A 24706-nucleotide genomic window follows, 5' to 3' on the forward strand; every position below is an offset into this window, starting at 1 on the left:
GGCCCCACTTCGACGACAGGCCTAGCGGCCGTCGTTCTCCGGGCGGCGGGAGAAGCGCCACAGCAGGTGCGTCACCCGGAGCAGGAAGACCGTGCCGGCCAGCGCGCCGCCCGCCGCCGCCAGGGTGCGGCCGGTGCCGGGGGAGAGGTCGAAGGCCAGGGCCGGGCCGTACACCGCCGCGAAGGTGAGCGCGGCCGCGAGGCCGCCGCTGACGAACGCGTAGACGATCTCGATGGTGACCGCGTCCCGGTCCGCCTGACTGCGTCGCCCCATGCGCGCAGTGTCACAGCGTGTGGCGCACCGCCACAAGGGCGGCGCCGGGCCGCCGTTCAGATTCCGGCCGTCTCCGCCCAGAGCCGGGCCAGCTCCGCGTCACCCGTCACACCCGGCCCGGTGAGCGGCACCCGGTTCCACAGCGCCGTGTACAGCCAGGCCGCCTCGCCGGCGAGCGTGCAGTCGGCCGCCTCCCCTTCCACCTCGCCCCGCACCGTCCGGGCCGGCCCCGTGGACAGGTGTACGGTCCACACCGCGCCCGTGTCGGCGGCACGCACCCGCAGCACCCGCGGCTCGGGCGTCCGCACCCGGCTCTTCGGCCGCGCGTGGAAACCGGTCAGCAGCTCGTCCACCCCGTCCTCCGCGAACCCGGGCAGCACCGCCCCGAACGCCCTGCCCAGCGCGGCCTCCGCGTCCATCCGGTGCACGGTGGTCTCATGGGCCTGGCGCCGGGCCCAGAACGCCAGCGGCGACGGCGGGGCCGTCGGCAGGAAGGTCCAGCACTCCACATCGGCCGGCGCCCCGGCCAGCGTCCGCACCAGCGCCGCGTGGCCCTCGCGGAACCAGGCCAGCAGCTCCGCGCCCGCCACCTCCGGCGCGACCGGGAGCGGCACGCGCTCGCTGCGGCCCTCCGCCACGTATCCGGTGGCCCAGCGGTGCACCGAACCGGTGTGCCGCAGCAGATCGGCGACCCGCCACTCGGGGCAGGTGGGCACCACGGCGTCCGTACCGGCCCGTTCGGCGGCCTCGGCCAGCGCCTCGCCCTCGCGGGCCACGGTCTTCACGTAGTCGGTGATCTCCATGGCGGGAGTCTGCCAGCAGGGGCGGACAATGGAGGGCATGGACGGGGAACTCTTCGCGGGCGAGCTCTTCCCGCGCGAGCGGACCGAGGTCGCTCCGGGCGCCGTGCACCTGCCGGACTGGCTGGAACCCTCCCTGCAGAGGGAGTTGGTGGACGCCTGCCGCGCCTGGGCCCGGCCGCCCGCCGGGCTGCGCACCGTGCGCACGCCGGGCGGCGGCACGATGACCGCGCGGCAGGTGTGCCTCGGGCTGCACTGGTATCCGTACGGGTACGCGCCCACCGCCGTCGACGGGGACGGGACGCCGGTCAAGCCGATGCCCGAGTGGCTCGCGCGGCTGGGGCGGGACGCCGTGACCGCCGCGTACGGGAAGGCCCCGGGCCCCGGCTCCGCGTACGGCACCTGTGACACCTGCGGCACCTACGACACCTACGACATCGCGCTGGTCAACTTCTACGACGGCGACTCCCGCATGGGCATGCACCGCGACGCCGAGGAGCGCTCCGAGGCCCCGGTGGTCTCGTTCAGCCTGGGTGATCCATGCCTCTTCCGCTTCGGAAACACGGCCTCGCGAGGGCGTCCGTATCGGGACGTTGAGCTGCGCAACGGGGATCTGTTCGTCTTCGGCGGACCGGTCCGACGGGCCTATCACGGGGTGCCGAAGGTCCTTCCCGGGACCGCTCCGCCCGGCCTCGGGCTGACCGGGCGGCTGAACATCACACTCCGGGTCGGCGGGCTCGGCCGGCAGGCGGCGTCCCAGGGGCTCCGATCATGCGAGGATCGCTGTCATGAACGGCAACGGGGCCCCGCCGCGGGTGGGGGATGTGACCACGGTGTCCGCTGGGACCGACGGGGCTGACGGTACGGCCAGGGCCGAGGGGACGGCCAGGACTGACGGTACGGACAGGACCGAGGGGACGGCCGCGCCGGCACCGGCAGCGTCGACCGCCCCGGCCGTGGCCCCGGCCCCGGTCGCGTACGCCGGCTCCGTGCGGACCAAGCTGGAGCGGGGTCGCGGCGCGCTCGGCCCGGCGCTGGAGCTCGTCCACACCGGCCGGGCCCCGACCCGCGCCGTCCTCACCGCCGAACTCGGCGTCACCCGCGCCACCGCCGGAGCCGTCGCCGCGGAACTGGAGGCGCTCGGCCTGATCCGCGTCGACTCCCGCCCCGGCGGGGCCGGCGGAGCCCAGGGCCGCCCCTCGCACCGGCTCTCCGTGGACGAGGACGGCCCGGTGGCACTGGCCGCGCAGGTGCACTCGGACGGCTTCCGGGCCGCCCTGGTCGGCCTCGGCGGCCGGATCGTGGCCACCGCGCCCGGCCGGGTGCCGGTCTCCGCGGACCCCGCGCAGGTGCTCGGCGCGGTCGTCGAAGCCGGGGCCGCGCTGCTCGCGCAGACCGGCCGGCGCTGCATCGGAGCCGGGCTCGCGGTGCCTTCGGCGGTCGCTGAACCGGAGGGCACGGCACTGAACCCGCTGCACCTTGCCTGGCCGGCCGGTTCCCCCGTCCGGGCCATCTTCGCCGAGCAGGTGAAGGCCGCCGGCATCGACGGCCCGGCGCTGACCGGCAACGACGTCAACCTCGCCGCGCTCGCCGAGCACCGCCACGGCGCCGGCCGCAGCGCGCAGCACCTGCTGTGCGTGGCCACCGGGCACCGAGGTGTCGGCGGGGCGCTCGTCCTGGACGGGCGCCTGCACAGCGGGAGTTCGGGCCTGGCCCTGGAGGTCGGCCACCTCACCGTCAATCCGGAGGGGCGTCCCTGCCACTGCGGCAGTCGCGGCTGCCTCGACGTGGAGGCCGATCCGCTGGCCTTCCTCACCGCTGCCGGGCGCACCCCGGGACCCGAGGTCTCGCTGCTCCAGCAGGCCCGCGACCTGCTGCGCGAGGAGTCCGCGGATCCGGGCGTACGGGCGGCCGTGGAGGAACTGATCGACCGGCTCGGGCTGGGCCTCGCGGGCCTGGTGAACATCCTGAATCCGGACCGGATCATCCTCGGCGGACTCCACCGCGAACTGCTCCACGCCGACCCCGAGCGGCTGCGCGCGGTGGTCGCGGACCGCAGCCTGTGGGGGCGCAGCGGAGGCGTGCCGATCCTGCCCTGCACGCTCGACCACAACAGCCTGGTCGGCGCCGCCGAGCTGGCGTGGCAGCCCGTCCTGGACGACCCGCTCGGGACCCTGGGCGCGGCGGCCTGACCGGTCGCCCGCCCCGCCGGGCGGCGCGGGAGCGCTCCGGCCGGGCGGAGCCTGAGGGGGTGTGTCTCGGGTCTCCGTGGCGTCGCGGGCTCTGGCGCGCACGCTCGCCGCGTTGCCGCAATGTCCGAGTAGCTCCGCGCCACCAGGACATCCCGGCGCCTTGCGATCGCACGCACCAGAGCCCGCTCCTTCTTCCACGGAGACCCCGAGACACACCCCCTACCCGGGCCGCGCGCCGACCGGCGCCGCCGCCGACAGGGCGGCGGAGACGGGCTCGGGGGTGACCGCGACGAGCGGGGCCGGCGCTGGTCCCCGTACGGGCCTGTCGGCCAGGATCACCGGGTGGCGGGCCGGCGCGGCCGGTCCCGGCGCCGCGCGCAGGGAGAACCACACCACCTTGCCCGGGCAGTCGGCCTGCTGCCGCGCCCCCCATGCCTCGCTGACGGCCTCCACGAGCGCGAGCCCGCGTCCGGAGGTCTCCAGGGATCCGGCCTCGACGGCGCGGAGCACCGGGAGGCGCGGATCGCTGTCGTAGACGGAGACCGTCAGCCGGCCGAGGCGGAGCTCGATCTCGACCGTGCAGGTCTTGTCCGGCTGCGCGTGGCGGTGCACGTTGCTGAGCAGCTCCGTCACACCGAGTGCGGCCCGGTCGATGAGTGGATCGAGCTGCCAGTGGCGCAGCTGTGCGGAAACGATTCGGCGGATCTGTCCGATCCGCAAGGGCAGGGCCTGCAGTTCCACCACGCAGTGCCTGCGGGAATGACTGATCACGGCTGCGACTCCCCGACATCAGTGTTACGGGTGCTGCACCCTCGGTGACACCTCCCCAGGGTCACCCACTGTGCGCCCGTGTGCAACCGAATGCGATCGAAAGGGATTCGCATGGATACCCAAAGTGACTGTTTGTGCAGGTGAGCGGGGTACATTGCGAAAGCGGGCGGTGGCGATACGCACCCCTGGAAACACTCGGGACATCGGGAAGTACGAAGGAGCACGGCGCATGAGCACCACCGGTACGACCGCAACGACCATCGACGTCGACCGCAGCGACGCGGACTACCGCGCCTGGCTGAAGGAGGCCGTCCGCAAGGTCCAGGCCGACGCCAACCGGTCCGCCGACACCCACCTGCTGCGCTTCCCGCTCCCCGAGGCCTGGGGCATCGACCTCTACCTCAAGGACGAGTCCACGCACCCGACGGGCTCCCTCAAGCACCGCCTCGCCCGCTCGCTGTTCCTCTACGCCCTGTGCAACGGCTGGATCCGCCCCGGGCGCCCCGTCATCGAGGCCTCGTCCGGCTCCACCGCGGTCTCGGAGGCGTACTTCGCCAAGCTGATCGGCGTCCCGTTCATCGCCGTGATGCCGCGGACGACGAGCCCCGAGAAGTGCCGGCTCATCGAGTTCCACGGGGGCGAGTGCCACTTCGTCGACGACTCGATGAAGATGTACGAGGAGGCCGCGGAGCTCGCCGCCCGGACCGGCGGTCACTACATGGACCAGTTCACGTACGCGGAGCGCGCGACCGACTGGCGGGGCAACAACAACATCGCGGAATCGATGTACCAGCAGCTGCGCCTGGAGCGCTACCCCGAGCCCGCGTGGATCGTGGCCACGGCCGGCACCGGCGGCACCTCCGCGACCATCGCGCGCTACGTGCACTACATGCAGCACGACACCCGCATCTGCGTCCCGGACCCGGAGAACTCCTGCTTCTTCGACGGCTGGACCAACGGCGACCCGCACGCGACGAGCGACTGCGGATCGCGCATCGAGGGCATCGGCCGGCCGCGGATGGAGCCGAGCTTCGTCCCCGGCGCCATCGATCGCATGATGCGGGTCCCGGACGCGGCGAGCATCGCGGCGTGCCGCGCGCTGGAGACGGTGATCGGCCGCAAGGCGGGCGGATCCACCGGTACGGGAGTGTGGAGCGCGCTGAAGATCATCGCGGAGATGGTGGCGGAGGGCCGCACCGGCAGCGTCGTCACCCTGCTCTGCGACCCGGGCGACCGCTACTTGGACAAGTACTACTCCGACGCGTGGGTCGCGGCGCAGGGGCTCGACCTCGCGCCGTACGCGCTGACGCTCGAGACGATGCTGGCGACCGGGGTGTGGCGCGAGCCCTCTGCGTAAAGGTTTCCTCTGGCCGGGCCCCGGTCCGCTGGCTACGCTGTGCGGACTTTGGGCACGGCGCGGCACCGTGCGGCGCGGCGCGGGTACGGGGGCGGGGAGCCATGGCGGAGATCACGGACGGCGTCGGCGTCGGTGGCGGTGGTGGCGGCGAAGCACCGCCCGGGGAGCGGTCGTTGGCCTGCCCCCGGTGCGGCCGGGAGGACCAGGTGCTGGGCGTGCCCGCCGCGTACCTGGGGGCCAAGGCCGAGCTCCGGGAGGACAGCGGGGGCGGCGAGGACCACAAGGTCACGACCCGCGAGGTGAACTCGGCGCTGGGCGAGGCCCTCGCGATCGCCCCGGAGGCGCCGGCCAACGGCGCCACGGGCTGCTTCGGCATGGTCCTCGTCCTCGTGTCGATCGGCACGTTCATCTGGGGAGCGGTCCAGGGGAAGTGGTTCGACCGCGGGGCGGCCACCCGGTTCGTCGCCGAGGCCGGCGGCGGCCACTTCGTGGTCGACCCGCCCCAGACGTGGGTGGGAGTGCTCTCCGGGGTCTCGCTGCTGGTGGGCGTCGCCATGATCGTCACGGCCGGCCGGACCGTACGGGTCTGGCGCCGCCGGACCGAACCGGGACGGGCGGCCGCCGACCGGGTCTGGGCGCAGGGCTGGTACTGCGGCCGGTGCGGCACGGTCCACTTCGCCGGCGAACGGGCCATGGGCCTGCAGGAGTTCCGGACCTGGGTCTGGTCGGCGGGAGGCTACGGGGACCTGGCCGCGCGGCACCCCGCGATCTGATCCGTGACAGGGCCGTGGCGCTGGTGTCGATCGCCAACTTCCTGGGCGCCGGCCACCTCTCCCTGTCCGTCCCCAGAGGCGGACCGGCGGCCACGGGGACCTCGCCGAAGCGAACCCTGCGGTCGACGTGACCGTCGGCCGAGGCCCCTGCGGCCAGTGATCCGCTACTGATCCGCTACTGGTCCGCCCCGCTGCGCTCCGCCAGCCGCCGGTCCAGCGCGCGGACCGCCGTGCGGAAGGAGTGGCCGAGGCCCGGGCGGGCGGCGGCGACGCCGAACCGGTACGGGGCCGTCCCGTCCGTCGCGAAGGTCCACCTCACGTGCGTTCCGGAGCCGGAGGGGGTCAGCCGCCATTCCTCCAACAGGGCCCGCATGCCCGGGGCGTTGGTCTCGTCGACGCGGTACGCGTAGCGCTGCTCCGGATCGGCGGCCATGATCGTCTCCTGGAACCGGACCCCGCCCATCAGCTTGATCTCGCGCCCCGCGCCCCCGTGCGTCGGCCGGGCCAGGGTGACCGCCCGGAACCAGCTCGGCCAGCCCTCCAGCTCCTCGGCCAGTGCCCGGTACACGGTCTCGGGTGCCGCCGTGATCCGGGCGGCGAACGCCAGGCGTACGGGGGCGTCCTCGATGAAGTCCAGCCCCACGGGGCGCAGTCGGCGGGCCATGGCGTAACTCCCAGGGTTGCGGCGGGCATCCGGCGGGCTGCCACCCTAGCTGGCGGTCCGTCAGATGTCCCCGGCGGGGTGTCCGAGCCGTTTCGCGGACCCGGCCCCGGCCGGGACAATGCGGTGCATGCTTATCAGAGCAGCGCACATCGACGAACTGTCCCTCCTGCAGGACATCGAGCGGGCCGCGGGGGAGTGCTTCCGGGCCATCGGCATGCCGGAGATCGCCGACGACGAACCGCTCCCACTGGAGGAACTCCTCGGCTACCGGCGGGCCGGCCTGGTCTGGGTCGCGGCCGAGGGGACGGGCACGGCCGAGGAGACAGGCGCGACCGACGGGACGGTCACAGCCGACAGCACGGGCGCGGCCCACGGGACGGGCGAGGGCACTCCGGTCGGCTACCTCATCGCCGACCGGGTCGACGGCAACCTGCACGTCGAGCAGGTGTCGGTGCATCCCGACCGCGCGCACCGCCGCATCGGGCGGTCACTGCTGGAGCACCTGGCGGAGCGGGCCGCGGCCGAGGGCGCCCCCGCCCTGACGCTCACGACCTTCACCGACGTCCCGTGGAACGCCCCGTACTACGCCCGCTGCGGCTTCCGGATCCTGGACGACAGCGGCCTGGGGACCGGTCTGCGCGACATCCGCGACCGGGAGGCCGTGCACGGCCTCGACCGCTGGCCCCGCGTGTGCATGCGCCGGGACCTGCGCCCGGGCTCCGGGCGGTGAGCGCCTGGCTCTGACGGGCCACCCGCGCTGTGCGCGGGCGCCCCGTCAGAGCTCCGGGAGGTCCGCCGGGAACAGCAGGGTGAGGTCCTCCGTACTCGGCTCCGACAGCTGCGCCACCCGCCCCGCGTGCCGCTCGACCATCGACTCGAAGGTCTGGCGGGCGGTGCGGCCGTTGCCGAAGGCCGGCCCCTTGGGCAGGTCCGTGAAGTACGCCAGCAGCGCTTCGGAGGTCTTCTCGCCGAGGAGGTACTCGTGTTCCTCGGACTGCTGCTCCACGATCCGCAGCAACTCCTCGGGCCCGTAGTCCCCGAAGGTGATGGTCCGGGAGAAGCGCGAGGCGACCCCCGGGTTGACGGTCAGGAAGCGGTCCATCTCCGCCGTGTACCCGGCCACGATCACCACCACCGCCTCCCGGTGGTCCTCCATCAGCTTCACCAGCGTGTCGATGGCCTCGCGCCCGAAGTCGCGGCCGGAGTCCTCGGGAGCCAGCGCGTACGCCTCGTCGATGAACAGCACCCCGCCGCGCGCCCGGTCGAAGGCCTCCTGGGTGCGGATCGCGGTGGACCCGATGTGCTCGCCGACCAGGTCCACCCGGGAGACCTCCACCAGGTGTCCGCGCTCCAGGACCCCGAGGGAGGCCAGGATCTCCCCGTACAGCCGGGCCACGGTCGTCTTGCCGGTGCCGGGGGAGCCGGTGAAGACCAGGTGGCGGCGGACGGAGGCCGCCTTGAGGCCCGCCCGCTGGCGCCTGCGGCCCACCTCGATCATGTCGGTGAGCGCGCGGACCTCGCGCTTGACGCTGTCCAGGCCCACCAGCGCGTCGAGCTGCCCCAGCACCTCGCCGGAACCGCGCCCCGTCGCCGTCCCGTCGCCGGCCGGGTCCGCCTCGTCGGCGGGCCGCTGGGCCGGCAGCGCCGTCCGCTCCGCCGCCGAGGGTCCTACGGGGCTCTGCGCGGCCGAGACCGTACGGATCCCCGCGCGCTCACCGGAGGCCGCCGCCCCCGCGCCGGAGGCCGACTGCGCGGCGAGGCGGGGACCCGACTCGTCGCTCGTGCACTCCTCGGCGACCGGGCCGTCCTCGGCGAACTCGTACCCGCCGCGCGCGCAGCGCTCGGTGTGGCAGCGGTTCAGGCTGGTGCGGCAGCCGTCGATGACGTGGAACCCGAAGCCGGAGCTGCCCGTCACCCGGCACGCGGTGAAGGTGCCGCGCCCGCCCGCCGAGACGTAGAACCCGGCCTCGGCGGGAGAGCTGACCGTGCACCGCTCCAGCGCGGGATCGGCGCCCTTGGTGACGATCACACCGGTCTGGACGGAGTCGATGGTGCAGTTGGCGAGGGTGCCGCCGCTGCCGTGGTCGCGGAACCAGGCCCCGGTCGCCGCCTCCCGGATCCGGCAGTCGTCGAGCTGGGCGGTGGCCCCGTCGCTCACGGAGACGGCGGTGTTGCGCACCTGGGAGAGGTCGCTGTCCACGACGTCGGCGCGCGAACCCCGGTCCAGGACGAACAGCGCGTCCGGTACGTCGTGCACGCGGCAGGAGTCCAGCGAGGCGCTGGCGCCGTCGCTGATCCAGACGGCGGGATAGTCGCCCGTGCTGTCGTGGATCTCGCAGGACTCGGCGACGACGCGGGTGCCCGGGTCCCACACCGACAGGCCGTTGCGGCCGAAGCGGCGGACCGTGGTGCGGCTGAGCGTCAGCACGGAACGGGAGCGCAGGTCCACCGCGTTCTCCGGGATGTCGTGGATGTCGCAGCCGGCGAGGGTGAGCACGGCGTCCGTGTCGAGGGTGACCCCGTCGGCCGTGGTGCGGTGCACCGAGCAGTCGGTGAGCACGGCCGTGGCCCGCGCGGCGATCTGCACGCCGGCGCCCTTGATCTCGTAGACCTCGCAGCCGAGGGCCTCCAGGCCCGAACCGTCGCCGGTCACCCCGATGCCCGCGCCCGTGGCGTGGTGGATCCGGCAGCGCTCCAGCCGGGGGCGGCCGCCCCCGCGCACCGAGACCCCGGTCTGCCCGGCGGCCACCACCTCGCACTCCTCGAACACCCCGCCGCCGCCGTCCAGTACGGCGATTCCGACCCCGGCCGGATTCTCCACCGTGCAGCGCCGGACCAGCGGGCGGGCCCCGCTGCCGCGGACCTCGATGCCGGCCGCCGATCGGGTGCTCACCCGCAGGTCGGTGAGTTCGGGGGAGCCGTCCTCGACGAGCAGCGCGGGCGCGGTGCGGTCCTGGCCCTCCAGGTGGAGGTCCTGGACGACGGCCGAGGCGCGGATGGTCAGCGCGACCCCGTCGAGCGGCGCGATCCGCACCGAGCCCACCGAGCCCTCCGGCCCGCGCAGGGTCACGGCGTGCCGCAGCACCAGGTTCTCCCGGTAGGTGCCGGGCGCGATGGACAGGACGTCGCCGTCGCCCGCCGCGGCGAGCGCGGCCGTCAGCGTCGGATAATCCCCGGAGCGGCGACGCCACCGCGAGGTCCCGCCGTGCGTCACCTGGACCGTGCCCTGAGCCATGGTGCTGTCGTGCCCCCACCCTCGTGTTCGCGTCTGACTGTCCCGGCCGGCGCGGACCGGCCGGTGTGTGCCGTCCGGTGTGTGCCGCCCGGTGTGTGCCGTCCGTGCGCGCCGGTCCCTCGGCGTACCGGGCCGTTCGTGCTCCGGTCCGCTCCACCGTAGCGCGCGCGGGGCCGGTGAGTTGCCAGGTCAGCTGCCCGCGCCCGCCCGGCCCCAGTCCGGTCCCGCCGCGGCCCACGCGCGGTCCAGCCGCATGTACCGCCGATGCATGAGCCTTCGTACGACAAGGCGGCGAACGGTCTCCACCAGAGCGGCGATCACGAGTGCGGCCGCGAGGCCCGCGGCCCCCGCGTGGAAACTCGCCGACGCCGGGTCCAGCGGCTGCCCCACCAGCCGGCCGTGCGTGTCGGTCCATATCCGGAACCGCTCCCCGGGGTGCGGCGGTTCCTCCGCGGCCGGAACCGTCCCCTGGTGGCTGCTGCCGTCGGGCGCGGTCCACGACGCGACGATCTGCGAACGCTGCGGATTCTGCCGCTGCGCCCCCGGATCGGTGGCCGCCCCCGCGGCCGGCTCCGGGGCCGGCCGGACCACCACCGCCGGTACGAGGTAGCGCTCGTGCCGCTGTTCGCGCGCGGCCCGCTGCAGCGTGCCGTCCACCCGCACGCCCGCGGCCCAGCCGACGGCCGGCGCCACGACCAGGACGCACACCACGGCGGCGAACGCCACCCACGCCTCGATGAAATCAGTCCTGCGGCGCAGCGGATTGAGCCGCCAACGCCACACACCCATTGCTGTCCGCACGGTCCGGCTCCCCCAACTTGTGCCAGTCTCCGCCTGTCTGGTCCTACCCTCCCGCATGCCCTGGTCGAGCGCATTCCGGGACTCGCGAGACATGTGTCACCAGGTGCGGCGCACGCGTCTCGAATGATCCAACGGGCAGTTCACGGTGGTTGGTTCCAGGGATTAGCGAGAGCCCCCCGAAGGTGTCATTCCGGGTGGGCTCACCGGCCCTCACTCCAGGACGCGGACCTCGTCGCCGACGCGAACCGTGCCGAGGCGCAACGGCACCAGCAGCCGCCCGAAAGCCAGCGACTTCCCGATCCGCCGGTGCCTGGCCAGCGTCTTGAGCGGTTCCTTGCCGCGCGCCGCCGTCACCTGGTCGGTGGTCGTGACCACGCAGCGCCCGCACTCGCGCACCCCGCGGAAGACGGCGTCGCCGATCGCGATGCGCAGCCAGCCGTCCTCGGCCCACGCCTCGGCTCCGGAGACCACCACGTTCGGGCGGAAGCGGTTCATCGGGAGCGGACCCTCGTCCGGATGGTCCCCCTGGGAGATCAGCTCGTTGAGCGCGTCCAACGAGGCCAGGGTGGTGAGCAGCAGCGGGTAGCCGTCGGCCAGGCTCACGGTCTCCCCGGGCAGGGCGTAAGCGGGATCCACGGGCCGCCGGCCGGCCGGATCGTCCAAGTGCGCCAAGCGCGCCGGCACCCCGAGGTACGCGGTGAACCAGTCGGCCGCGGCGCTCGCCGCGGCCACGGTCTCGACCTTCTTGCCGAAGAGCACCACCGGCTCCAGCGGCCCCGGCTCCGGCACCTCCACCGTCAGGTCCGCCATGCCCGGTGCCGACAGCGCGATCCCGCCGCCCCCCAGCGGACGGGCGCTCGCCAAAGCCAGCCTCGGCTGCTGCCGTTGGGTGATGACCGCACCCTCGCCGTCCACCACGGCCCACCGGCGGTCTCCTGCCAGACCCCAGGGCTCCACGGCCACCTCGTGGGGAGCCGTCCCCGCCACCGATTTCACGGGGTGGACGTGGAGCGCCCGGACGTGCAATTTCGACATGAGGGCATACTGCCATTCGCCCTCAGTGCTTCCGCCGGGACCTCCACGGCGACCTCGTCGAAGCGTTCGTCGGAGCGCTCGCCGCGAGCGCGCCGGTCAGTACCCGCGCCCCTGCTGGTACGGACGGCCGTACGGGTCCTCGTACGAGGCGGCCGGGACGGGCGCGGGCTGCGCCTGCATCGGACGCGGCGCGGCCGGGCGCATCGCCTCGTAGCCGGTGCCCGTGGCGACCGGGCGGGGCTGCTGCGGCTGGGGCTGCGGGACGTAACCCGTGCGCGCCGCGAACTGCTGCTGAGGGATGTACGGCGCGGGAGCCTGCTGGAGCGGCATCGGCTGCTGCATCTGCCCCATTTGGGTCATCTGGGCCATCTGCGGCATCGGCTGCGGAGCGGACTGCTGCTGGTACGGGTAGCCGTACGCCGGGACCTGGCCGTGCTGCTGCGAGACGGCCGGCGGGAGCGCGGCCGGCAGCGCGGGCAGGGCGGACGGCAGAGCCGGGAGGTACCCACCGCTCGAGTAGCCGGAACTCGGCGAGTCGTAGGCGGCCGGGACCCGGATCGGGGCGATCTGCGGAGTGCCGCGTTCGGCGACGAGGGAGTCGTAGATAGGGGTGTCCGGGAAGGAGGGCGCGGAGTAGTAACCGCCGCCATAAGTGGAGCGGGGGGAGGTCATGGACCTAAGTTAAGCCCACGACTTCACCGGGTCCATAGCGAGGTGCCCCCAACACCGCCCTGACCTGCATATTCGCAGGTCAGGGCCACAGGTTTCACTTCTTCTTCACGTGCACGATTCGTCACTTCCACCCCGTCTTGCGCCTACTCGTACTCACCGGTTGGGTGCGGGGCCGGAGGCGTCCCGCGGCGTCCTGACAGAGAGTCACAAACTGGTGACCTCGGATGACATGGTTTCGGGTGGGGACGACCGGTTTCAGGCGTCGCCGGGGCGGGCATAGGTACGGCCTTTCCATGCCGCTCCGCGTCCGCGGTAGTGCTGCACGGCGGAGTCGAGGGTCATCAGGAGGTAGAGCAGCGCGGTGAGCGGGAGCAGCGGCGCGAGCGCGAGCGGTTGGCGGTAGTAGCGCAGCATCGGCACGTAGGTGGCGGTCATCAGCAGCCAGGCCAGGCCGCCGGCCCAGGCGACATCGGGCCGGCCCGCGGCCAGTCCGGCGAACAGGGCGGCGGGCGGCACGAGGTAGACGAGGGCCAGCCCGGCCACCGTCCCGGCCAGGAGCGCGGGCTGGTGGCGCAGTTGCGCGTAGGCGCTGCGCGAGACCATCCGCCACAGGTCCGCGAGGGAGGTGTACGGGCGCACGCTGTCCACCCGCTCCGCGAGGCCGAGCCAGATCCGCCCGCCGGTGCGCTGGACCGCGCGGGCGAGCGAGACGTCGTCGATGACCGCCTGGCGGATCGAGTCCGGCACCCCGGCCCGCACGGCCGCCCCGGTGCGCAACAGGACGCACCCGCCGGCGGCGGCCGCGGTGCGGGAGCCCGGACGGTTGATCCAGCGGAAGGGGTAGAGCTGCGCGAAGAAGTACACGAAAGCGGGGACGATCAGCCGCTCCCAGACGCCGACGGCACGCAGCCGGGCCATCTGCGAGACGAGGTCGAGGCCGGCCGTCGTCGCGGCGGCGACCAGCTCGCGCAGGCTGTCGGGCTCGTGGGCGATGTCGGCGTCGGTGAGGAGGAGGAAGTCGGGCTCGGCGGGAGCGCCGCCGGGGGAGGTGTGCGCGGTACGGGCGTACTCGATGCCGTGGCGCAGCGCCCAGAGCTTGCCGGTCCAGCCGGGGCCGGGCTCGCCGGGGGAGACGACGGTCAGGGGGAGCCCGGGATGCGCGAGCGCGAGCCGCCGGGCGAGGTCGGCCGTGCCGTCCGTGCTCCCGTCGTCCACGAGGACGACCTCGGCCTCGCCGGGATAGTCCTGCGCGAGCAGCGAGGGCAGGCTCAGCGGCAGCACCTGCGCCTCGTCCCTGGCCGGGACGATGATCGCGACGGACGGCCAGTGCGCGGGTGCGTGCCGGGGCGGCAGCCGGGTGTCGGTCCGCCAGAACATGCCCTGGCCGAAGGTGAGCCAGAGCCAGACGACGAGCGCCGCGCAGGCCGCGGCGAGGAGGAGACCCATTCCGGCAGTGTGCCGGGAACGGCCGGGCGTGCGGTGCCGGGAATCGCCGGACGTGACGTGTCGGAACACCGCTGTCCTCGGCTGTCCTCGGCTGTCTGCGGCCGTCTTCGGCCGTCTTCGGCGCGCGGGTGCGCGGAGCCCGCGGTGCCGCCGCCCCGGGCCGGGTCGGGGCATCGATTAAGGTGACGAGGTGAAGATCGCCCTGATGGACTCCGGCATCGGCCTCCTCGCGGCGGCCGCCGCGACGCGGAGGCTGCGCCCGGACGCCGAGCTGGTGCTGTCCTGCGACCCCGACGGGATGCCCTGGGGGCCGCGGACCCCGCAGGACCTCACCGGCCGGGCGCTCGCCGTCGCGCGCGCCGCCGCCGCGCACCGGCCGGACGCGCTGATCGTCGCCTGCAACACCGCCTCCGTGCACGCACTGCCCGCGCTGCGCGCCGAGCTGGAACCCGGCATCCCCGTCATCGGGACCGTGCCGGCGATCAAGCCCGCCGCGGCCGCCGGGGGCCGCGTGGCCATCTGGGCCACCCCGGCCACCACCGGCAGCCCCTACCAGCGGGGCCTGATCCGCGACTTCGCCGACGGGGCGCGCGTCACCGAGGTGCCCTGCCCGGGTCTGGCCGACGCCGTGGAGGCAGGGGACGAGGCCGCCGTCGTACGGGCCGTCGCCGCGGCCGCCGCGCTGACCCCGGCCGACGTCACCGACGTGGTGCTCGGCTGCACGCACTACGAGCTGGTCGAGGCTGCGATCCGGGCCGCCCTGGACCGCCGCACCGGGGGCGCCGCGTTGGTGTTCCACGGCTCCGCCGAGCCCGTCGCCGTCCAGGCGCTGCGCCGGCTCGGCGCCCGGCCCGAGCCCGGCCTGCCGCGCACCGGCGGCCTGACCGTCCTGCTCAGCGGCCGCCCCGGCGCGCTTCCCGGGGCCGCCCTCGGATACGCCGAGGGCCGCCTCCTCGCCGGCCGGAGCGCAGCGGTCCGGGGATGACCCGGCTGCGGGCGTCCCGGCTCAGTGCGACCCGGTCACCCGTCCGCCCAGTGCGCCCCGTCCGCCCGGTCCGCCCCGTCCGCCGCCACCCGGGCCGCTCCGGCCTCCGCGAGGCGCCGGGCCAGGTCCTGTAGGTCGGCCGCGTCCAGGACACGGTTCCCGAAGCCGGGCAGGGGCACGTGCAGCGGTGCCGTCCAGGCCTCCGGAACCGCCGCCCGGCCGTACCGGGCCCCGGCCAGGACGCCGGTGACCGCCGCCACCGTGTCGGTGTCACCGCCGAGGTCCACGGCGGCCCGTACGGCCTCGGCGAAGCCCGTCGTGGTGCGCAGCGCCCACACCGCCGAGCCCAGGCAGGGCCAGACCGCGCCGTTGAACTCGGTGGCCAGGTCCGGGTGCCAGTCCGGGGCGAGGACCCGGGCGTACCGCTCGCGGTGCTTCGGGTGCACCTCCTCCAGCGTCGCCGGGAGGGCCGCCAGCGGATCGTCCCCGTCCAGGGCCACGCGTACGAGCTCATGGAGGACGGCCGTGCCCTCCCAGGCGGCCCGGTCGCCGTGGGTGAGCGCGGCGATCCGCCGGGCGGCGTCCATGGTCGACTCCCGCCCCGACGGGGCGAAGTACACCGCCGAGGTCGAGGCCCGCATCAGCGAACCGTTGCCCGCCGCCCGCGCGTTGATCTGGAAGTGCAGGGCGGCGGCCAGGTTCCAGGGCTCGCCGTTCGTCAGCACGTCTTCCGTCTGCAGACCGATGTCCTTGGGGTCGCCCGCCGCCCAGCGCCGGAACCGGCCGAAGACGTCGGAGAGTTCGAGCCCGCCGCACTCCAGCAGGGACTCGGCCACCAGCACCGCCATCTGCGTGTCGTCGGTCGCCTCGCCCGGATCCCAGCCGCCGCCCCCGCACATCTCCTGGCCGCGCGCGGCCAGCTGCCCGGCGGGGCCGAACTCGTAGGGAGCGCCGAGCGCGTCGCCGGCCGCCGAGCCGATGACTGCTCCGACGGCGCGGTCGAGCCGCGTGGTCATGAGTGCTCCTCGTGCTCGTCGTGTTCGTGGGGTTCGGGGCACACACGGGCCAGGAGGCCGCGGGCGAAGGAGTCCAGGTCGTCCAGCCCGGCCGCGGCCAGCGTGTCCGGCGCCCCGGTCAGCAGGTGGGACACCGCGCCGTGCAGGGCGAGGGTGAGGGCGCTCGCCCGCTCCGGCCCGGCCGGCAGTCCGGCGGTGCGCAGCAGATGGCCGTACGCGGCGAAGTCCGCGGCCGCGATCGGGTCCAGCAGCGCGGCCAGCCACGGCCGCCGGGTCGCCTCGGCCTGGAGCTCCAGGTACGCCACGACCCGCGGCCTCCCCGGCCCGGCCGCGTCGCGCAGCAGTCCGGCGAGCAGCGCCGCGAGCGCGGCCCGGTCGGCGGGTCCGGAGCCGGAGCCCGCGAGCAGTCCGGCGAGGGCCCGGTACCGCTCCAGGCAGCGCTCGGCGACCGCGCGCAGCAGGGCGTCCCGGGTCGGGAAGTAGTTCTTGGCCGTGCCGAGCGGCACATCGGCCGCCGCGTCGACGGCCCGGTGCGTCAGCCCCCGCCCGCCCGCCCCGGCGAGCACCACGACGGCCGCGTCCCGCAGCCGGTCCCTTCGGTCCTGGTTCACGTTGCCAGCCTAACCACGTCCGTGGTACCACAGGTGTAGCACCACGGCTGTGGTGGTTGGTGACGGGGTGAGGGGTGCGCCATGGACACGAGTGCGGCGGGTGCGGAAGCGGGAGCGGACGCCGGTTCGGACGCCGGTTCGGACGGGGGCTCGGCGCTCGTCGTCGGCGCCGGGGTCGGCGGGCTCGCCACCGCCATCGGCCTGCGCCGCGCCGGATGGACGGTGACCGTCCTCGAGCGCCGGGCCGCGCCGGAGCGCTACGGAACCGCCTTCGGCATCCACCCCACCGCCCAGTCGGCCCTGGACCGGCTCGGTCTCGGCGCCGCGCTCCGGGAGCGGGCGGTCCCGTACCGGGACGCGCGGATCCGGCGTCCCGACGGCCGGGTGCTGGCCGCGCTCCCGCTCGAGCGGATCGAGCGCAAGGCGGGCCGGCCCGAACTCCTCGTGTCCCGCCCCCACCTGATCGACGCGCTGCTCGCCGAGCTCGACCGGCTCGGCGGCACGGACATCGCGTACGGGTGCCCCTACGATCCCGGGGCCCCGGGCGGCGCCGACCTGCTCGTCGGCGCCGACGGCATCAACAGTGCGGTCCGCGCCGCCCGCTTCGGCGCGGCCAGCGCCCCGCGCGAGCTCGCCGAGGCGGCCTGGATCGGCATCGCCGGATTCGAGACCGGCGTCTACGGCGAGACCTGGGGCCGCGGCCGCTTCTTCGGGATGACCCCCGTCGAGCCCGGCCGCACCAACTGGTACGCCACCGTCCCCGGGGCCACCACCGCGCGGGAACTGCGGGCCGCCTTCGCCGACTGGCACGACCCGATCCCGCGCGTGCTCGCCGACACCGACCCGCAGACCTGGATCCGCTACCCGATGCGCCACCTCCACCCGGCGCTGCCCTCCTTCACCCGCACGGCCGGACACGGGCCCGTCGCGCTGGTCGGCGACGCGGCGCACGCCATGACCCTGAACCTCGGCCAGGGCGCGTGCACCGCGCTCCTCGACGCCGAAGCGCTGGCCCGGGCCGTCGCCGCCCACGGACCCGGTGGCCTGCCCGCCGCGCTGCGCGCGTACGACGGTGAGCGCCGCCGCAGCGCCCAGCGGGTGGCCCTCGGCTCCAGGACCCTGCACCGCTTCATGACGGCCCGCCGCCCGGCCTTGCGGGACGCGCTCGTCGGCCTCCTCCCCAGCTAGGGGGGTGGTCCGCGGCTCGCCGCCGGACCCGGGCGGGCGAGGGCGGTGGCGTGCGGGGGGAACGTGAGTACGCTGCTACACATGACGGTTCACCCCCCGGGTCCGCTCTGGACTGGCCGGGCCTCCAACCGCGTGCAGTGGCTGCTCGCCGCGGCCGGTGCGGCCTGCCTCGCCCTCGGCGTCGAGCTGGCCGTGGACCACGCCGGGGACGTCGGCATCGTCGCGCTGCTCATGGCGGTGATCGGCTGCCTCGCCGCGGGCCTGCTGATCCTCTTCGGCACCCTGGCCTTCGTGCACGTCGCCGTCACCGTCGACGCGGAGGCGGTGGAAGTGCGCTGCGGCCACATCGGAGTGCCGCGCCGGAAGATCCGGCTCGCCGAGGTGGCCTCCGCCGAGTTCGTCCCCCGGATCACCCCCCAGCAGTGGGGCGGCTGGGGCTACCGCTGGCGCCCCGAGAAGGGCACCGCCGTCATCGTGCGGCGCGGCGAGGGCGTGGAGCTGAGGCTCGGCGACGGCAAGCTCTTCACCGTCACGGTGGACGACGCCGCGAACGCGGTCCTCGTGATCCGCACCCATCTGCGGTCCCTCGCCCACTGATCCGGACGCGGGCCGGGACCCGAGCGCGGGCACCGGCCCGGGCACCGACCCGGCGCCCCGGGCTGCGACCCGGGCTGCGAGCCACCCGACGCATCACCCGACGCACCACCCGCCGGGCCGTCCGCCGGCACAGGCCGGGGACGTACACTCCGCCAGATGAGCAGCAGTGCGACCCGCGCGGCCGGAAACGAGCCCCCGAAGCCCGTCAGCCGGCCCGAAGCGGAAGCGGAATCAGTGACCCGTTCCCCGGAGTCCCCCGCGCGGCGGTGGGCCGAGCGGCTGGCGCGCCCCGCCCTCGCCGCCCTCTCCGGCGTGCTGCTCTACCTCAGCGACCAAGGGGCCAGGGGGCCCGTCCCACCCCCGTAGGACGGGCCCCCTGGCCCCTTGGTCTGTGTGTCCGCGCCTCGGCGGGGACTACGCGACGAGGTCCTCGAAGGACTCCGCCTCGTCGCGGCCGAAGCTCAGCGCCTCGTCCTCGCGCATCCGCCGCAGCGAGCGCCAGATGCTCGACTTCACCGTGCCGACGCTGATGCCCAGGATCTCCGCGATCTCCGGGTCCGTGCGGCCCTCGTAGTAGCGCAGCACCAGCATCGTGCGCTGCGGCTCCGGGATGCGGGTGAGCGCCTGCCACAGCACCGCGCGCAGCTCCGTACCGCCCATCGCGTCGGTGTCCGAGGCCGTCTCCGGGAGCTCTTCAGTCGGGTACTCGTTCAGCTTGCGCCGGCGCCAGGCGCTGATGTGCAGGTTCGTCATCGTGCGCCGCAGGTAGCCGCCGACGGCCGCCTTGTCGCTGATGCGGTCCCAGGCGCGGTACGTGGAGAACAGCGCGGTCTGCAGCAGGTCCTCGGCCTCGTAGCGGTCGCCCGTCAGGTGGAAGGCGGTCGCGTAGAGGGCGGACCGGCGCTCCTGGACGTACGCCGTGAACTCGGCCTCGGAGTCGCAGGACGGGTTCGCCGTGCGCTGCGTGGGAACGGAGGGGCGCTCGTAGGTCTTCGCGTCGATGGCCACCACGTGCGCCGGCCGCCGGGAAGGGGCCGTCGCCGTACGGACGGCCGTCCGGCGGTTCACATCGTGCAGCCGCGTGACAACCGCGCTGGTCGTGGTGCTGTGCAGCGTGCTCATCTCGCGCCCCCCGTCGTGGAGTCTGTCTCTTCGTTGCTAGAAGACTGCCCGCCCGACATAACCGAGGTGTCCTTCGACTGTCACAGGCCTGTCACAGGGTCCCGCCGGGTCCCGGCCGGCCCGCCGCCGGCACCCTCCCGGACCCCCGCCCGGGATTGGGGACGCAGGGCGGTCGAAGTCCGGAGGGGCGATGGGACAGAATGAGCCCGTGCCCTTCCTGTTGCTCATCGAGGACGACGACGCCATCCGCACGGCCCTCGAACTCTCCCTGTCACGCCAGGGCCACCGTGTGGCCACCGCGGCGACGGGCGAGGACGGCCTGAAACTGCTCCGCGAGCAGCGGCCGGACCTCATCGTGCTGGACGTGATGCTGCCCGGCATCGACGGCTTCGAGGTGTGCCGGCGCATCCGCCGCACCGACCAGCTGCCGATCATCCTGCTGACGGCCCGCAACGACGACATCGACGTGGTGGTCGGCCTGGAGTCCGGAGCCGACGACTACGTCGTCAAGCCCGTCCAGGGGCGGGTGCTCGACGCCCGCATCCGGGCCGTGCTGCGCCGCGGAGAGCGCGAGTCCACCGACTCGGCCGTCTTCGGCTCGCTGGTCATCGACCGGTCCGCCATGACGGTGACGAAGAACGGCGAGGACCTCCAGCTCACCCCGACCGAGCTGCGGCTGCTCCTGGAGCTCAGCCGCCGGCCCGGCCAGGCGCTCTCCCGCCAGCAGTTGCTGAGGCTCGTCTGGGAGCACGACTACCTCGGCGACTCGCGCCTCGTGGACGCCTGCGTCCAGCGGCTGCGCGCCAAGGTCGAGGAAGTGCCCTCGTCCCCCACCTTGATCCGCACGGTCCGGGGCGTCGGCTACCGACTGGACTCCCCTCAGTGATCAAAGCCCTGTTCGCGGGCCGGCGCTGGACCAGCCTGCGGCTTCGGCTCCTCGTCGTGTTCGCGCTGGTCGCCCTGACGGCCGCGGTCTCCGCGTCCGGGATCGCGTACTGGCTCAACCGCGAGGCGGTTTTGACCCGTACCCAGGACGCCGCCCTCGGGGACTTCCGGCAGGAGATGCAGAACCGGGCCGCTTCGCTGCCGGCCGACCCGACGCAGGACGAGCTGCAGCACACCGCCGAGATGATGGCGGGCAGCAGCCCGGGCTACAGCGTCCTGCTGGTCGAGGAGCTGGGGGACGGCCGCAAGGTGTCCGGCGCGGCCGGTCCCGACGCCTTCTCGCTGGCCGACGTGCCCAAGGCGCTGCAGCACGCGGTCGACGACCGGCAGAAGACCACCTCGGCCAACGACGCCGAGTACCACATGTACTGGCAGCGGACGAAGCCGCACGGCAACCCGTACCTGGTCGGCGGCACCCGGATCGTGGGCGGCGGGCCGACGGGCTACATGTACAAGTCCCTCGCCCAGGAGCGCGACGACCTCAACGCCCTGGCCTGGTCGCTGACCATCGCCACCGGGCTCGCGCTGCTCGGCTCCGCGCTCCTGGCGCAGGCGGCGGCCCGTACGGTGCTCAAGCCCGTGCAGCGGCTCGGCGACGCGGCGCGGCGGCTCGGCGAGGGGGAGCTGGACCACCGGCTCGAGGTGTCGGGAACGGACGAACTCGCCGATCTGGCGCACACCTTCAACAAGACGGCCGAGGCGCTGGAGAAGAAGGTCGCCGACATGAGCGCGCGGGAGGAGTCCAGCCGGCGGTTCGTCGCGGACATGTCCCACGAACTGCGCACGCCGCTGACGGCGTTGACGGCGGTCGCCGAGGTGCTGGAGGAAGAGGTCGACGACCTCGATCCGATGATCGCACCGGCGGTGGCGCTGGTCGTGAGCGAGACCAGGCGGCTGAACAACCTGGTGGAGAACCTGATGGAGGTCACCCGCTTCGACGCGGGAACGGCGCGCCTGGTGCTCGACGACGTGGACGTCGCCGACCAGGTCACGGCGTGCATCGACGCGCGCGCCTGGCTCGACGCGGTCGAACTCGACGCGGAGCGCGGGATCGTGGCGCGGCTCGACCCCCGGCGCCTCGACGTGATCCTGGCCAACCTGATCGGCAACGCGCTCAAGCACGGCGGGTCGCCGGTGCGGGTCTCCATCACGGTGGAGGGGGAGTGGCTGGTCATGGCGGTACGGGACAACGGGCCGGGCATCCCCGAGGAGGTGCTGCCGCACGTCTTCGACCGGTTCTACAAGGCGAGCGCCTCGCGGCCGAAGTCGGACGGCAGCGGTCTGGGCCTGTCCATCGCGATGGAGAACGCGCACATCCACGGTGGCGACATCACCGCGGAGAACGGGGCGGAGGGCGGCGCGCTGTTCACGCTGCGGCTGCCCGTGGACGTGGGGAAGGTGATCGCCGGTGACGAGGCGTAGCGCGGCCGCGCTGGCGGCCCTGGGCCTGTTCGCGCTGGGAGCCCTGCCGGGGTGCGGGATCCGGGCGACCACCGTTCCGGTGGACGTGGGCGCGGCCCCCTCGCGGGTGTCGTGCAAGACCCCGGCGGCCACGCCGGCCGGGACGAGCGGGGTGCAGGGCATCCGGGCCACGGTGGAACTGGTCTGCGGGGCCCAGCTCGTCGGGGTCGAGCGGCTGGTCCCGGTCCCGGAGAAGAGGCCGTCCCGGGACGCGATGGTGCTGGTCGGCCAGGCCCTGCTGGAGGCGCTGCAGCGGGAGCCCTCGGCGGAGGAGCGGGAAGCTGGCTTCTCGACCGAGGTGCCGGCCGGGCTGCTGGCGGTGGCGCCGAGGGCGGGCGACCCGGCGGGCACGGTGCGGCTCAGCCGCAAGCCCGAGGACCTGCCGCCGGTGGCGCTGTCGCAGATCGTGTGCACGTTCTCTTCGAGCGACGCCGTGTCCGCGGGGCCGGGACCGGTGGTGCTGGGCGGGCCCGACTCGGATCCGCCGAGGGCGTGGGAGTGCAGTGACGCCGTCCGCTCGCGGCCCGAGGCGGTCCCGACGCTGGGCGACGTGGTCCTCCCGAAGCCTTCCTGAGGCGCCGCCGGCGGACGGCGGGGCCCCGTCCGGCCGGCTTCAGGGGAGGCGCGGGCCCGTGAGGCAGGCCGTCAGTTCCTCCACGAAGGCGGCCTGGTGGGGCGGGAGGGGGCCGGGGCGCGTGGCGCAGAACCAGGTGCGGGTCAAGGGCCGGGCCCCGATGCGGACCAGGGCGAGGCCGTGCGAGGACGCGTACGGCGCGGCCACCCAGTTCGGCAGGATCGCCACGCCCTGCCCGCCCGCGGCCATCTCGATGACCAGGTCGGTCACCAGGGGCATCGTGGTGATGCGGGCCGGCCGGGCGCCCGGCGGGATCGGCAGCGGTTCCGAGGGGATGCGGCTCTGGTCGTAGACGTCGTAGAGGACCAGGTCCACGCCCGTGAAGTCGCGGGCCGTCACGTGCGTGCGGGACGCCCAGTGGTGTCCGGCGGGCACCACGGCCACCATCTCGTCCTCGAACAGCGGGCGCAGGCTCACCCGGTCCATCTGCGTGTCCGGCTTGGTGACCAGGGCGACGTCGACGAGGTCGGCGAGGAGGGCCGGGATCGGCGCGTCGTCGGGGACCGTGACGATCCGCACCTCGGTGTCCGGCTCCCGCTCGCGGAACGCGCGCAGCACGGGGGGCAGCCACGGGAAGGTGGTGCTGCACTGCGCGGCGAAGCGCACCCGGCGGTCCCTGCCGTCACGGATGTCCCGCAGGTCGCGGGTGGCCGACTCCAGTTCGCCGAGGACGTGGCGCGCGGCGACGAGCATCCTGCGGCCGGCCGGGTTCGGGACCAGGCGGCGGCCCGCGCGCTCGAAGAGCCGCATGCCCAGCCGGTCCTCCAGCCGGGTCAGGCGCTGGCTGAGGGCGGGCTGGCTCACGAAGAGCCGCGAGGCGGCGGCGGTCAGCGAGCCGCTCTCGGCCATCGCCTCCAGGAGCTGCAGGTCGCGCAGGTCGACATCCATAACCGTGGATTATCACATGCTTCAAAATCGGTCGTGGTGTGATGAGTTGAACGGTCATACGTTTCTGGTGTCAGCGAGAAGCGCCGATCGGTGAACCAACCGGTCGGATACGAAAGGCACCCGAACCATGTCCGACGCCATGACCGACGCCATGACCGACAGCGCCGCCGCCCACGGCACCCGTACCGCCCTCGTCACGGGCTCCTCCAGCGGCATCGGGCTGGACATCGCCCGCGCCTTCCTGGACCGGGGCGCCAACGTCGTCCTCAACGGTCGCGACGCCGGCCGCCTCGCCAAGGCCGCGGCCGTCCTCGGCCGCCCGGAGCGCACCGCCTGGGTCGCCGGGGACATCGCCGACCCGGGCACCGGCGAGGCCCTCGTCCGGACCGCCCTCGACCGCTTCGGGAGCGTCGACGTCCTCGTGAACAACGCCGGGACCTTCGAGTCCAAGCCCTTCACCGAGGTCACCGAGGAGGAGCTGGACGGCTTCCTGACCCACAACCTCAAGGGCACCTACCTCACCACCCAGGCCTTCGTACGGGCGGTGCGCGCGCAGGGGCGCGGCGCCGGAGTCGTCAACATCGGCACCGTCCTGGTGGACCACGGCCTGGCCGGCTTCCCGGCCTCGGCGCCGGTGGCGAGCAAGGCCGGCGTGCACGGGCTGACGGTCAGCCTGGCGGCCGAGCTCGCGGCCGACGGCATCCGGGTCAACCTCGTGGCGCCCGGCATCGTCCGCACGCCGCTGCACGAGGGCTCCGACGTGGACGCGTACGGGGGCCTCGCGCTGCTGAACCGGGTCGGCGAGGTCGCGGAGATCTCGCAGGCGGTCCTCTACCTCGCGGACGCGGAGTTCGTCACGGGCCACGTCCTGCGCGTGGACGGCGGCCATGTCACCGGCCGCTCCTGAACGCCCCGCCCCCGCTCCCCGCATCCCGAGAGGACCCGCACCGTGCCGTACGTCAATGTGAAGATCACCCGCGAGGGTGCCACCGCCGCCCAGAAGGCGGAGATCATCGCCGGGGTCACCGGCCTGCTGGTCGACGTCCTCGACAAGGACCCCGCCACCACCTTCGTCGTCATCGAGGAGGTCGACCTGGAGAGCTGGGGCGTCGGCGGCCTGCCGACCGCGGAGTACCGCCGCCGCGCCCAGACCCGGGCCGCGCGGCCGGCGGCCCCGGCGCCGCCGTTCAACCCGTACGCCGGCTGACCGCCCCGGCAACGCCGAACGGCCCCGGACCAA

General features: G+C 74.3%; 26 protein-coding genes and 1 pseudogene. 14 read left to right on the top strand and 13 right to left on the bottom strand.

Going from position 1 to position 24706, the window contains the following annotated elements; all coding sequences use genetic code 11:
* Window positions 1-21: 21 nt before the first annotated feature.
* Both DRB89_RS12595 and DRB89_RS12600 read right to left on the bottom strand, forming a co-directional pair.
* Window positions 22-273 (bottom strand): DUF6332 family protein, encoded by a 252-nt coding sequence (locus tag DRB89_RS12595; RefSeq protein ID WP_112448661.1) that lies wholly within the window; start codon window positions 271-273, stop codon window positions 22-24.
* Between the two features lie 56 nt (window positions 274-329).
* The gene (locus DRB89_RS12600; protein WP_112448662.1) at window positions 330-1076 is read right to left on the bottom strand and encodes a maleylpyruvate isomerase family mycothiol-dependent enzyme; all 747 of its coding nucleotides are present in this window, start codon (window positions 1074-1076) and stop codon (window positions 330-332) included.
* A 37-nt stretch (window positions 1077-1113) separates the two neighbouring features.
* Here DRB89_RS12600 and DRB89_RS12605 point away from each other — a divergent pair.
* Together DRB89_RS12605 and DRB89_RS12610 are read left to right on the top strand one after the other, a co-directional pair.
* Window positions 1114-1812, top strand: a pseudogene (locus tag DRB89_RS12605) (alpha-ketoglutarate-dependent dioxygenase AlkB); the annotation flags it as partial.
* Between the two features lie 250 nt (window positions 1813-2062).
* Window positions 2063-3265, top strand: a complete 1203-nt coding sequence (locus tag DRB89_RS12610) for an ROK family protein (RefSeq protein WP_239516105.1) — start codon at window positions 2063-2065, stop codon at window positions 3263-3265.
* A gap of 219 nt (window positions 3266-3484) precedes the next feature.
* Here the strand turns inward: DRB89_RS12610 and DRB89_RS12615 are convergent, their stop codons facing one another.
* Window positions 3485-4036: an ATP-binding protein gene (locus DRB89_RS12615; protein WP_112448665.1), complete on the bottom strand. Its 552-nt coding sequence runs from the start codon at window positions 4034-4036 to the stop codon at window positions 3485-3487.
* Between the two features lie 229 nt (window positions 4037-4265).
* Between DRB89_RS12615 and DRB89_RS12620 the strand changes: the two genes are divergently transcribed.
* Both DRB89_RS12620 and DRB89_RS12625 read left to right on the top strand, forming a co-directional pair.
* On the top strand, window positions 4266-5393 hold the full coding sequence (locus DRB89_RS12620; protein WP_112448666.1) for a PLP-dependent cysteine synthase family protein: 1128 nt from the start codon (window positions 4266-4268) through the stop codon (window positions 5391-5393).
* Between the two features lie 101 nt (window positions 5394-5494).
* Entirely contained in the window at window positions 5495-6166 is a 672-nt protein-coding gene (locus tag DRB89_RS12625) for a hypothetical protein (protein ID WP_112448667.1), read from the top strand.
* Between the two features lie 175 nt (window positions 6167-6341).
* On the opposite strand, the gene DRB89_RS12630 is transcribed toward DRB89_RS12625, so the two are convergent.
* Window positions 6342-6830, bottom strand: a complete 489-nt coding sequence (locus tag DRB89_RS12630; RefSeq protein WP_112448668.1) for an SRPBCC family protein — start codon at window positions 6828-6830, stop codon at window positions 6342-6344.
* A gap of 127 nt (window positions 6831-6957) precedes the next feature.
* On the opposite strand from DRB89_RS12630, the gene DRB89_RS12635 reads away from it, so the two are divergent.
* Complete coding sequence (locus DRB89_RS12635) at window positions 6958-7560, top strand: GNAT family N-acetyltransferase (protein ID WP_112448669.1); 603 nt, start codon at window positions 6958-6960, stop codon at window positions 7558-7560.
* A 45-nt stretch (window positions 7561-7605) separates the two neighbouring features.
* Here DRB89_RS12635 and DRB89_RS12640 read toward each other — a convergent pair whose 3' ends face one another.
* The 5 genes from DRB89_RS12640 to DRB89_RS12660 all read right to left on the bottom strand — a co-directional run bounded on the left by DRB89_RS12640 (window position 7606) and on the right by DRB89_RS12660 (window position 14019).
* Window positions 7606-10065, bottom strand: a complete 2460-nt coding sequence (locus tag DRB89_RS12640) for a right-handed parallel beta-helix repeat-containing protein (RefSeq protein WP_112448670.1) — start codon at window positions 10063-10065, stop codon at window positions 7606-7608.
* A gap of 189 nt (window positions 10066-10254) precedes the next feature.
* Window positions 10255-10854: a hypothetical protein gene (locus DRB89_RS12645; RefSeq protein WP_239516106.1), complete on the bottom strand. Its 600-nt coding sequence runs from the start codon at window positions 10852-10854 to the stop codon at window positions 10255-10257.
* A 222-nt stretch (window positions 10855-11076) separates the two neighbouring features.
* The gene (locus tag DRB89_RS12650; RefSeq protein WP_112448671.1) at window positions 11077-11901 is read right to left on the bottom strand and encodes an MOSC N-terminal beta barrel domain-containing protein; all 825 of its coding nucleotides are present in this window, start codon (window positions 11899-11901) and stop codon (window positions 11077-11079) included.
* Window positions 11902-11997: 96 nt separating this feature from the next.
* Window positions 11998-12573 (bottom strand): DUF6643 family protein, encoded by a 576-nt coding sequence (locus tag DRB89_RS12655; protein WP_112448672.1) that lies wholly within the window; start codon window positions 12571-12573, stop codon window positions 11998-12000.
* A 255-nt stretch (window positions 12574-12828) separates the two neighbouring features.
* Window positions 12829-14019: a glycosyltransferase gene (locus DRB89_RS12660; RefSeq protein ID WP_112453401.1), complete on the bottom strand. Its 1191-nt coding sequence runs from the start codon at window positions 14017-14019 to the stop codon at window positions 12829-12831.
* Between the two features lie 190 nt (window positions 14020-14209).
* Between DRB89_RS12660 and DRB89_RS12665 the strand changes: the two genes are divergently transcribed.
* Entirely contained in the window at window positions 14210-15004 is a 795-nt protein-coding gene (locus tag DRB89_RS12665) for an aspartate/glutamate racemase family protein (RefSeq protein WP_162688555.1), read from the top strand.
* A gap of 35 nt (window positions 15005-15039) precedes the next feature.
* Here DRB89_RS12665 and DRB89_RS12670 read toward each other — a convergent pair whose 3' ends face one another.
* Both DRB89_RS12670 and DRB89_RS12675 read right to left on the bottom strand, forming a co-directional pair.
* A complete protein-coding gene (locus DRB89_RS12670; RefSeq protein ID WP_112448673.1) occupies window positions 15040-16020 on the bottom strand; it encodes an ADP-ribosylglycohydrolase family protein in 981 nt (326 codons plus the stop codon).
* On the bottom strand, window positions 16017-16631 hold the full coding sequence (locus DRB89_RS12675; protein WP_112463272.1) for a TetR/AcrR family transcriptional regulator: 615 nt from the start codon (window positions 16629-16631) through the stop codon (window positions 16017-16019). The genes DRB89_RS12670 and DRB89_RS12675 overlap by 4 nt, the downstream gene beginning before the upstream one ends.
* An 81-nt stretch (window positions 16632-16712) precedes the next feature.
* Between DRB89_RS12675 and DRB89_RS12680 the strand changes: the two genes are divergently transcribed.
* The 3 genes from DRB89_RS12680 to DRB89_RS42845 all read left to right on the top strand — a co-directional run bounded on the left by DRB89_RS12680 (window position 16713) and on the right by DRB89_RS42845 (window position 18782).
* Window positions 16713-17819: an NAD(P)/FAD-dependent oxidoreductase gene (locus DRB89_RS12680; RefSeq protein WP_112463273.1), complete on the top strand. Its 1107-nt coding sequence runs from the start codon at window positions 16713-16715 to the stop codon at window positions 17817-17819.
* 81 nt (window positions 17820-17900) lie between these two features.
* The gene (locus DRB89_RS12685) at window positions 17901-18416 is read left to right on the top strand and encodes a hypothetical protein (RefSeq protein WP_112449788.1); all 516 of its coding nucleotides are present in this window, start codon (window positions 17901-17903) and stop codon (window positions 18414-18416) included.
* Between the two features lie 156 nt (window positions 18417-18572).
* Complete coding sequence (locus DRB89_RS42845) at window positions 18573-18782, top strand: hypothetical protein (protein ID WP_162688556.1); 210 nt, start codon at window positions 18573-18575, stop codon at window positions 18780-18782.
* Window positions 18783-18830: 48 nt separating this feature from the next.
* Here DRB89_RS42845 and DRB89_RS12690 read toward each other — a convergent pair whose 3' ends face one another.
* Window positions 18831-19538 (bottom strand): SigE family RNA polymerase sigma factor, encoded by a 708-nt coding sequence (locus tag DRB89_RS12690; RefSeq protein ID WP_112463274.1) that lies wholly within the window; start codon window positions 19536-19538, stop codon window positions 18831-18833.
* A 208-nt stretch (window positions 19539-19746) separates the two neighbouring features.
* Here DRB89_RS12690 and afsQ1 point away from each other — a divergent pair, with 208 nt between their 5' ends.
* From afsQ1 to DRB89_RS12705, 3 genes are read left to right on the top strand one after another with little or no spacing between them, the layout of a single operon-like run.
* Window positions 19747-20424: a response regulator transcription factor gene (afsQ1, locus tag DRB89_RS12695; RefSeq protein ID WP_204358054.1), complete on the top strand. Its 678-nt coding sequence runs from the start codon at window positions 19747-19749 to the stop codon at window positions 20422-20424.
* Complete coding sequence (locus DRB89_RS12700) at window positions 20421-21905, top strand: HAMP domain-containing sensor histidine kinase (protein WP_112449904.1); 1485 nt, start codon at window positions 20421-20423, stop codon at window positions 21903-21905. The genes afsQ1 and DRB89_RS12700 overlap by 4 nt, the downstream gene beginning before the upstream one ends.
* A complete protein-coding gene (locus tag DRB89_RS12705; protein ID WP_239516107.1) occupies window positions 21892-22518 on the top strand; it encodes a hypothetical protein in 627 nt (208 codons plus the stop codon). Before DRB89_RS12700 ends, DRB89_RS12705 begins: the two co-directional genes overlap by 14 nt.
* A gap of 39 nt (window positions 22519-22557) precedes the next feature.
* Here DRB89_RS12705 and DRB89_RS12710 read toward each other — a convergent pair whose 3' ends face one another.
* A complete protein-coding gene (locus DRB89_RS12710) occupies window positions 22558-23466 on the bottom strand; it encodes a LysR family transcriptional regulator (RefSeq protein WP_112449903.1) in 909 nt (302 codons plus the stop codon).
* Window positions 23467-23593: 127 nt separating this feature from the next.
* Between DRB89_RS12710 and DRB89_RS12715 the strand changes: the two genes are divergently transcribed.
* Both DRB89_RS12715 and DRB89_RS12720 read left to right on the top strand, forming a co-directional pair.
* Entirely contained in the window at window positions 23594-24373 is a 780-nt protein-coding gene (locus tag DRB89_RS12715) for an SDR family oxidoreductase (protein WP_239516108.1), read from the top strand.
* A gap of 42 nt (window positions 24374-24415) precedes the next feature.
* Complete coding sequence (locus tag DRB89_RS12720) at window positions 24416-24673, top strand: 4-oxalocrotonate tautomerase family protein (protein WP_112449902.1); 258 nt, start codon at window positions 24416-24418, stop codon at window positions 24671-24673.
* Window positions 24674-24706 lie beyond the last annotated feature (33 nt).

Source organism: Streptomyces sp. ICC4, from assembly GCF_003287915.1.
Classification (GTDB): domain Bacteria; phylum Actinomycetota; class Actinomycetes; order Streptomycetales; family Streptomycetaceae; genus Streptomyces; species Streptomyces tritrimontium.

What these genes read in the sequence shown, in the direction of transcription:
- DRB89_RS12595 (WP_112448661.1), bottom strand. Translation starts at nt 273, where the DNA reads ATGGGGCGACGCAGTCAGGCGGACCGGGACGCGGTCACCATCGAGATC.
- DRB89_RS12600 (WP_112448662.1), bottom strand. Translation starts at nt 1,076, where the DNA reads ATGGAGATCACCGACTACGTGAAGACCGTGGCCCGCGAGGGCGAGGCG.
- DRB89_RS12620 (WP_112448666.1), top strand. Translation starts at nt 4,266, where the DNA reads ATGAGCACCACCGGTACGACCGCAACGACCATCGACGTCGACCGCAGC.
- DRB89_RS12625 (WP_112448667.1), top strand. Translation starts at nt 5,495, where the DNA reads ATGGCGGAGATCACGGACGGCGTCGGCGTCGGTGGCGGTGGTGGCGGC.
- DRB89_RS12630 (WP_112448668.1), bottom strand. Translation starts at nt 6,830, where the DNA reads ATGGCCCGCCGACTGCGCCCCGTGGGGCTGGACTTCATCGAGGACGCC.
- DRB89_RS12635 (WP_112448669.1), top strand. Translation starts at nt 6,958, where the DNA reads ATGCTTATCAGAGCAGCGCACATCGACGAACTGTCCCTCCTGCAGGAC.
- DRB89_RS12640 (WP_112448670.1), bottom strand. Translation starts at nt 10,065, where the DNA reads ATGGCTCAGGGCACGGTCCAGGTGACGCACGGCGGGACCTCGCGGTGG.
- DRB89_RS12645 (WP_239516106.1), bottom strand. Translation starts at nt 10,854, where the DNA reads ATGGGTGTGTGGCGTTGGCGGCTCAATCCGCTGCGCCGCAGGACTGAT.
- DRB89_RS12650 (WP_112448671.1), bottom strand. Translation starts at nt 11,901, where the DNA reads ATGTCGAAATTGCACGTCCGGGCGCTCCACGTCCACCCCGTGAAATCG.
- DRB89_RS12655 (WP_112448672.1), bottom strand. Translation starts at nt 12,573, where the DNA reads ATGACCTCCCCCCGCTCCACTTATGGCGGCGGTTACTACTCCGCGCCC.
- DRB89_RS12660 (WP_112453401.1), bottom strand. Translation starts at nt 14,019, where the DNA reads ATGGGTCTCCTCCTCGCCGCGGCCTGCGCGGCGCTCGTCGTCTGGCTC.
- DRB89_RS12670 (WP_112448673.1), bottom strand. Translation starts at nt 16,020, where the DNA reads ATGACCACGCGGCTCGACCGCGCCGTCGGAGCAGTCATCGGCTCGGCG.
- DRB89_RS12680 (WP_112463273.1), top strand. Translation starts at nt 16,713, where the DNA reads ATGGACACGAGTGCGGCGGGTGCGGAAGCGGGAGCGGACGCCGGTTCG.
- DRB89_RS12685 (WP_112449788.1), top strand. Translation starts at nt 17,901, where the DNA reads ATGACGGTTCACCCCCCGGGTCCGCTCTGGACTGGCCGGGCCTCCAAC.
- DRB89_RS42845 (WP_162688556.1), top strand. Translation starts at nt 18,573, where the DNA reads ATGAGCAGCAGTGCGACCCGCGCGGCCGGAAACGAGCCCCCGAAGCCC.
- DRB89_RS12690 (WP_112463274.1), bottom strand. Translation starts at nt 19,538, where the DNA reads ATGAGCACGCTGCACAGCACCACGACCAGCGCGGTTGTCACGCGGCTG.
- DRB89_RS12710 (WP_112449903.1), bottom strand. Translation starts at nt 23,466, where the DNA reads ATGGATGTCGACCTGCGCGACCTGCAGCTCCTGGAGGCGATGGCCGAG.
- DRB89_RS12715 (WP_239516108.1), top strand. Translation starts at nt 23,594, where the DNA reads ATGTCCGACGCCATGACCGACGCCATGACCGACAGCGCCGCCGCCCAC.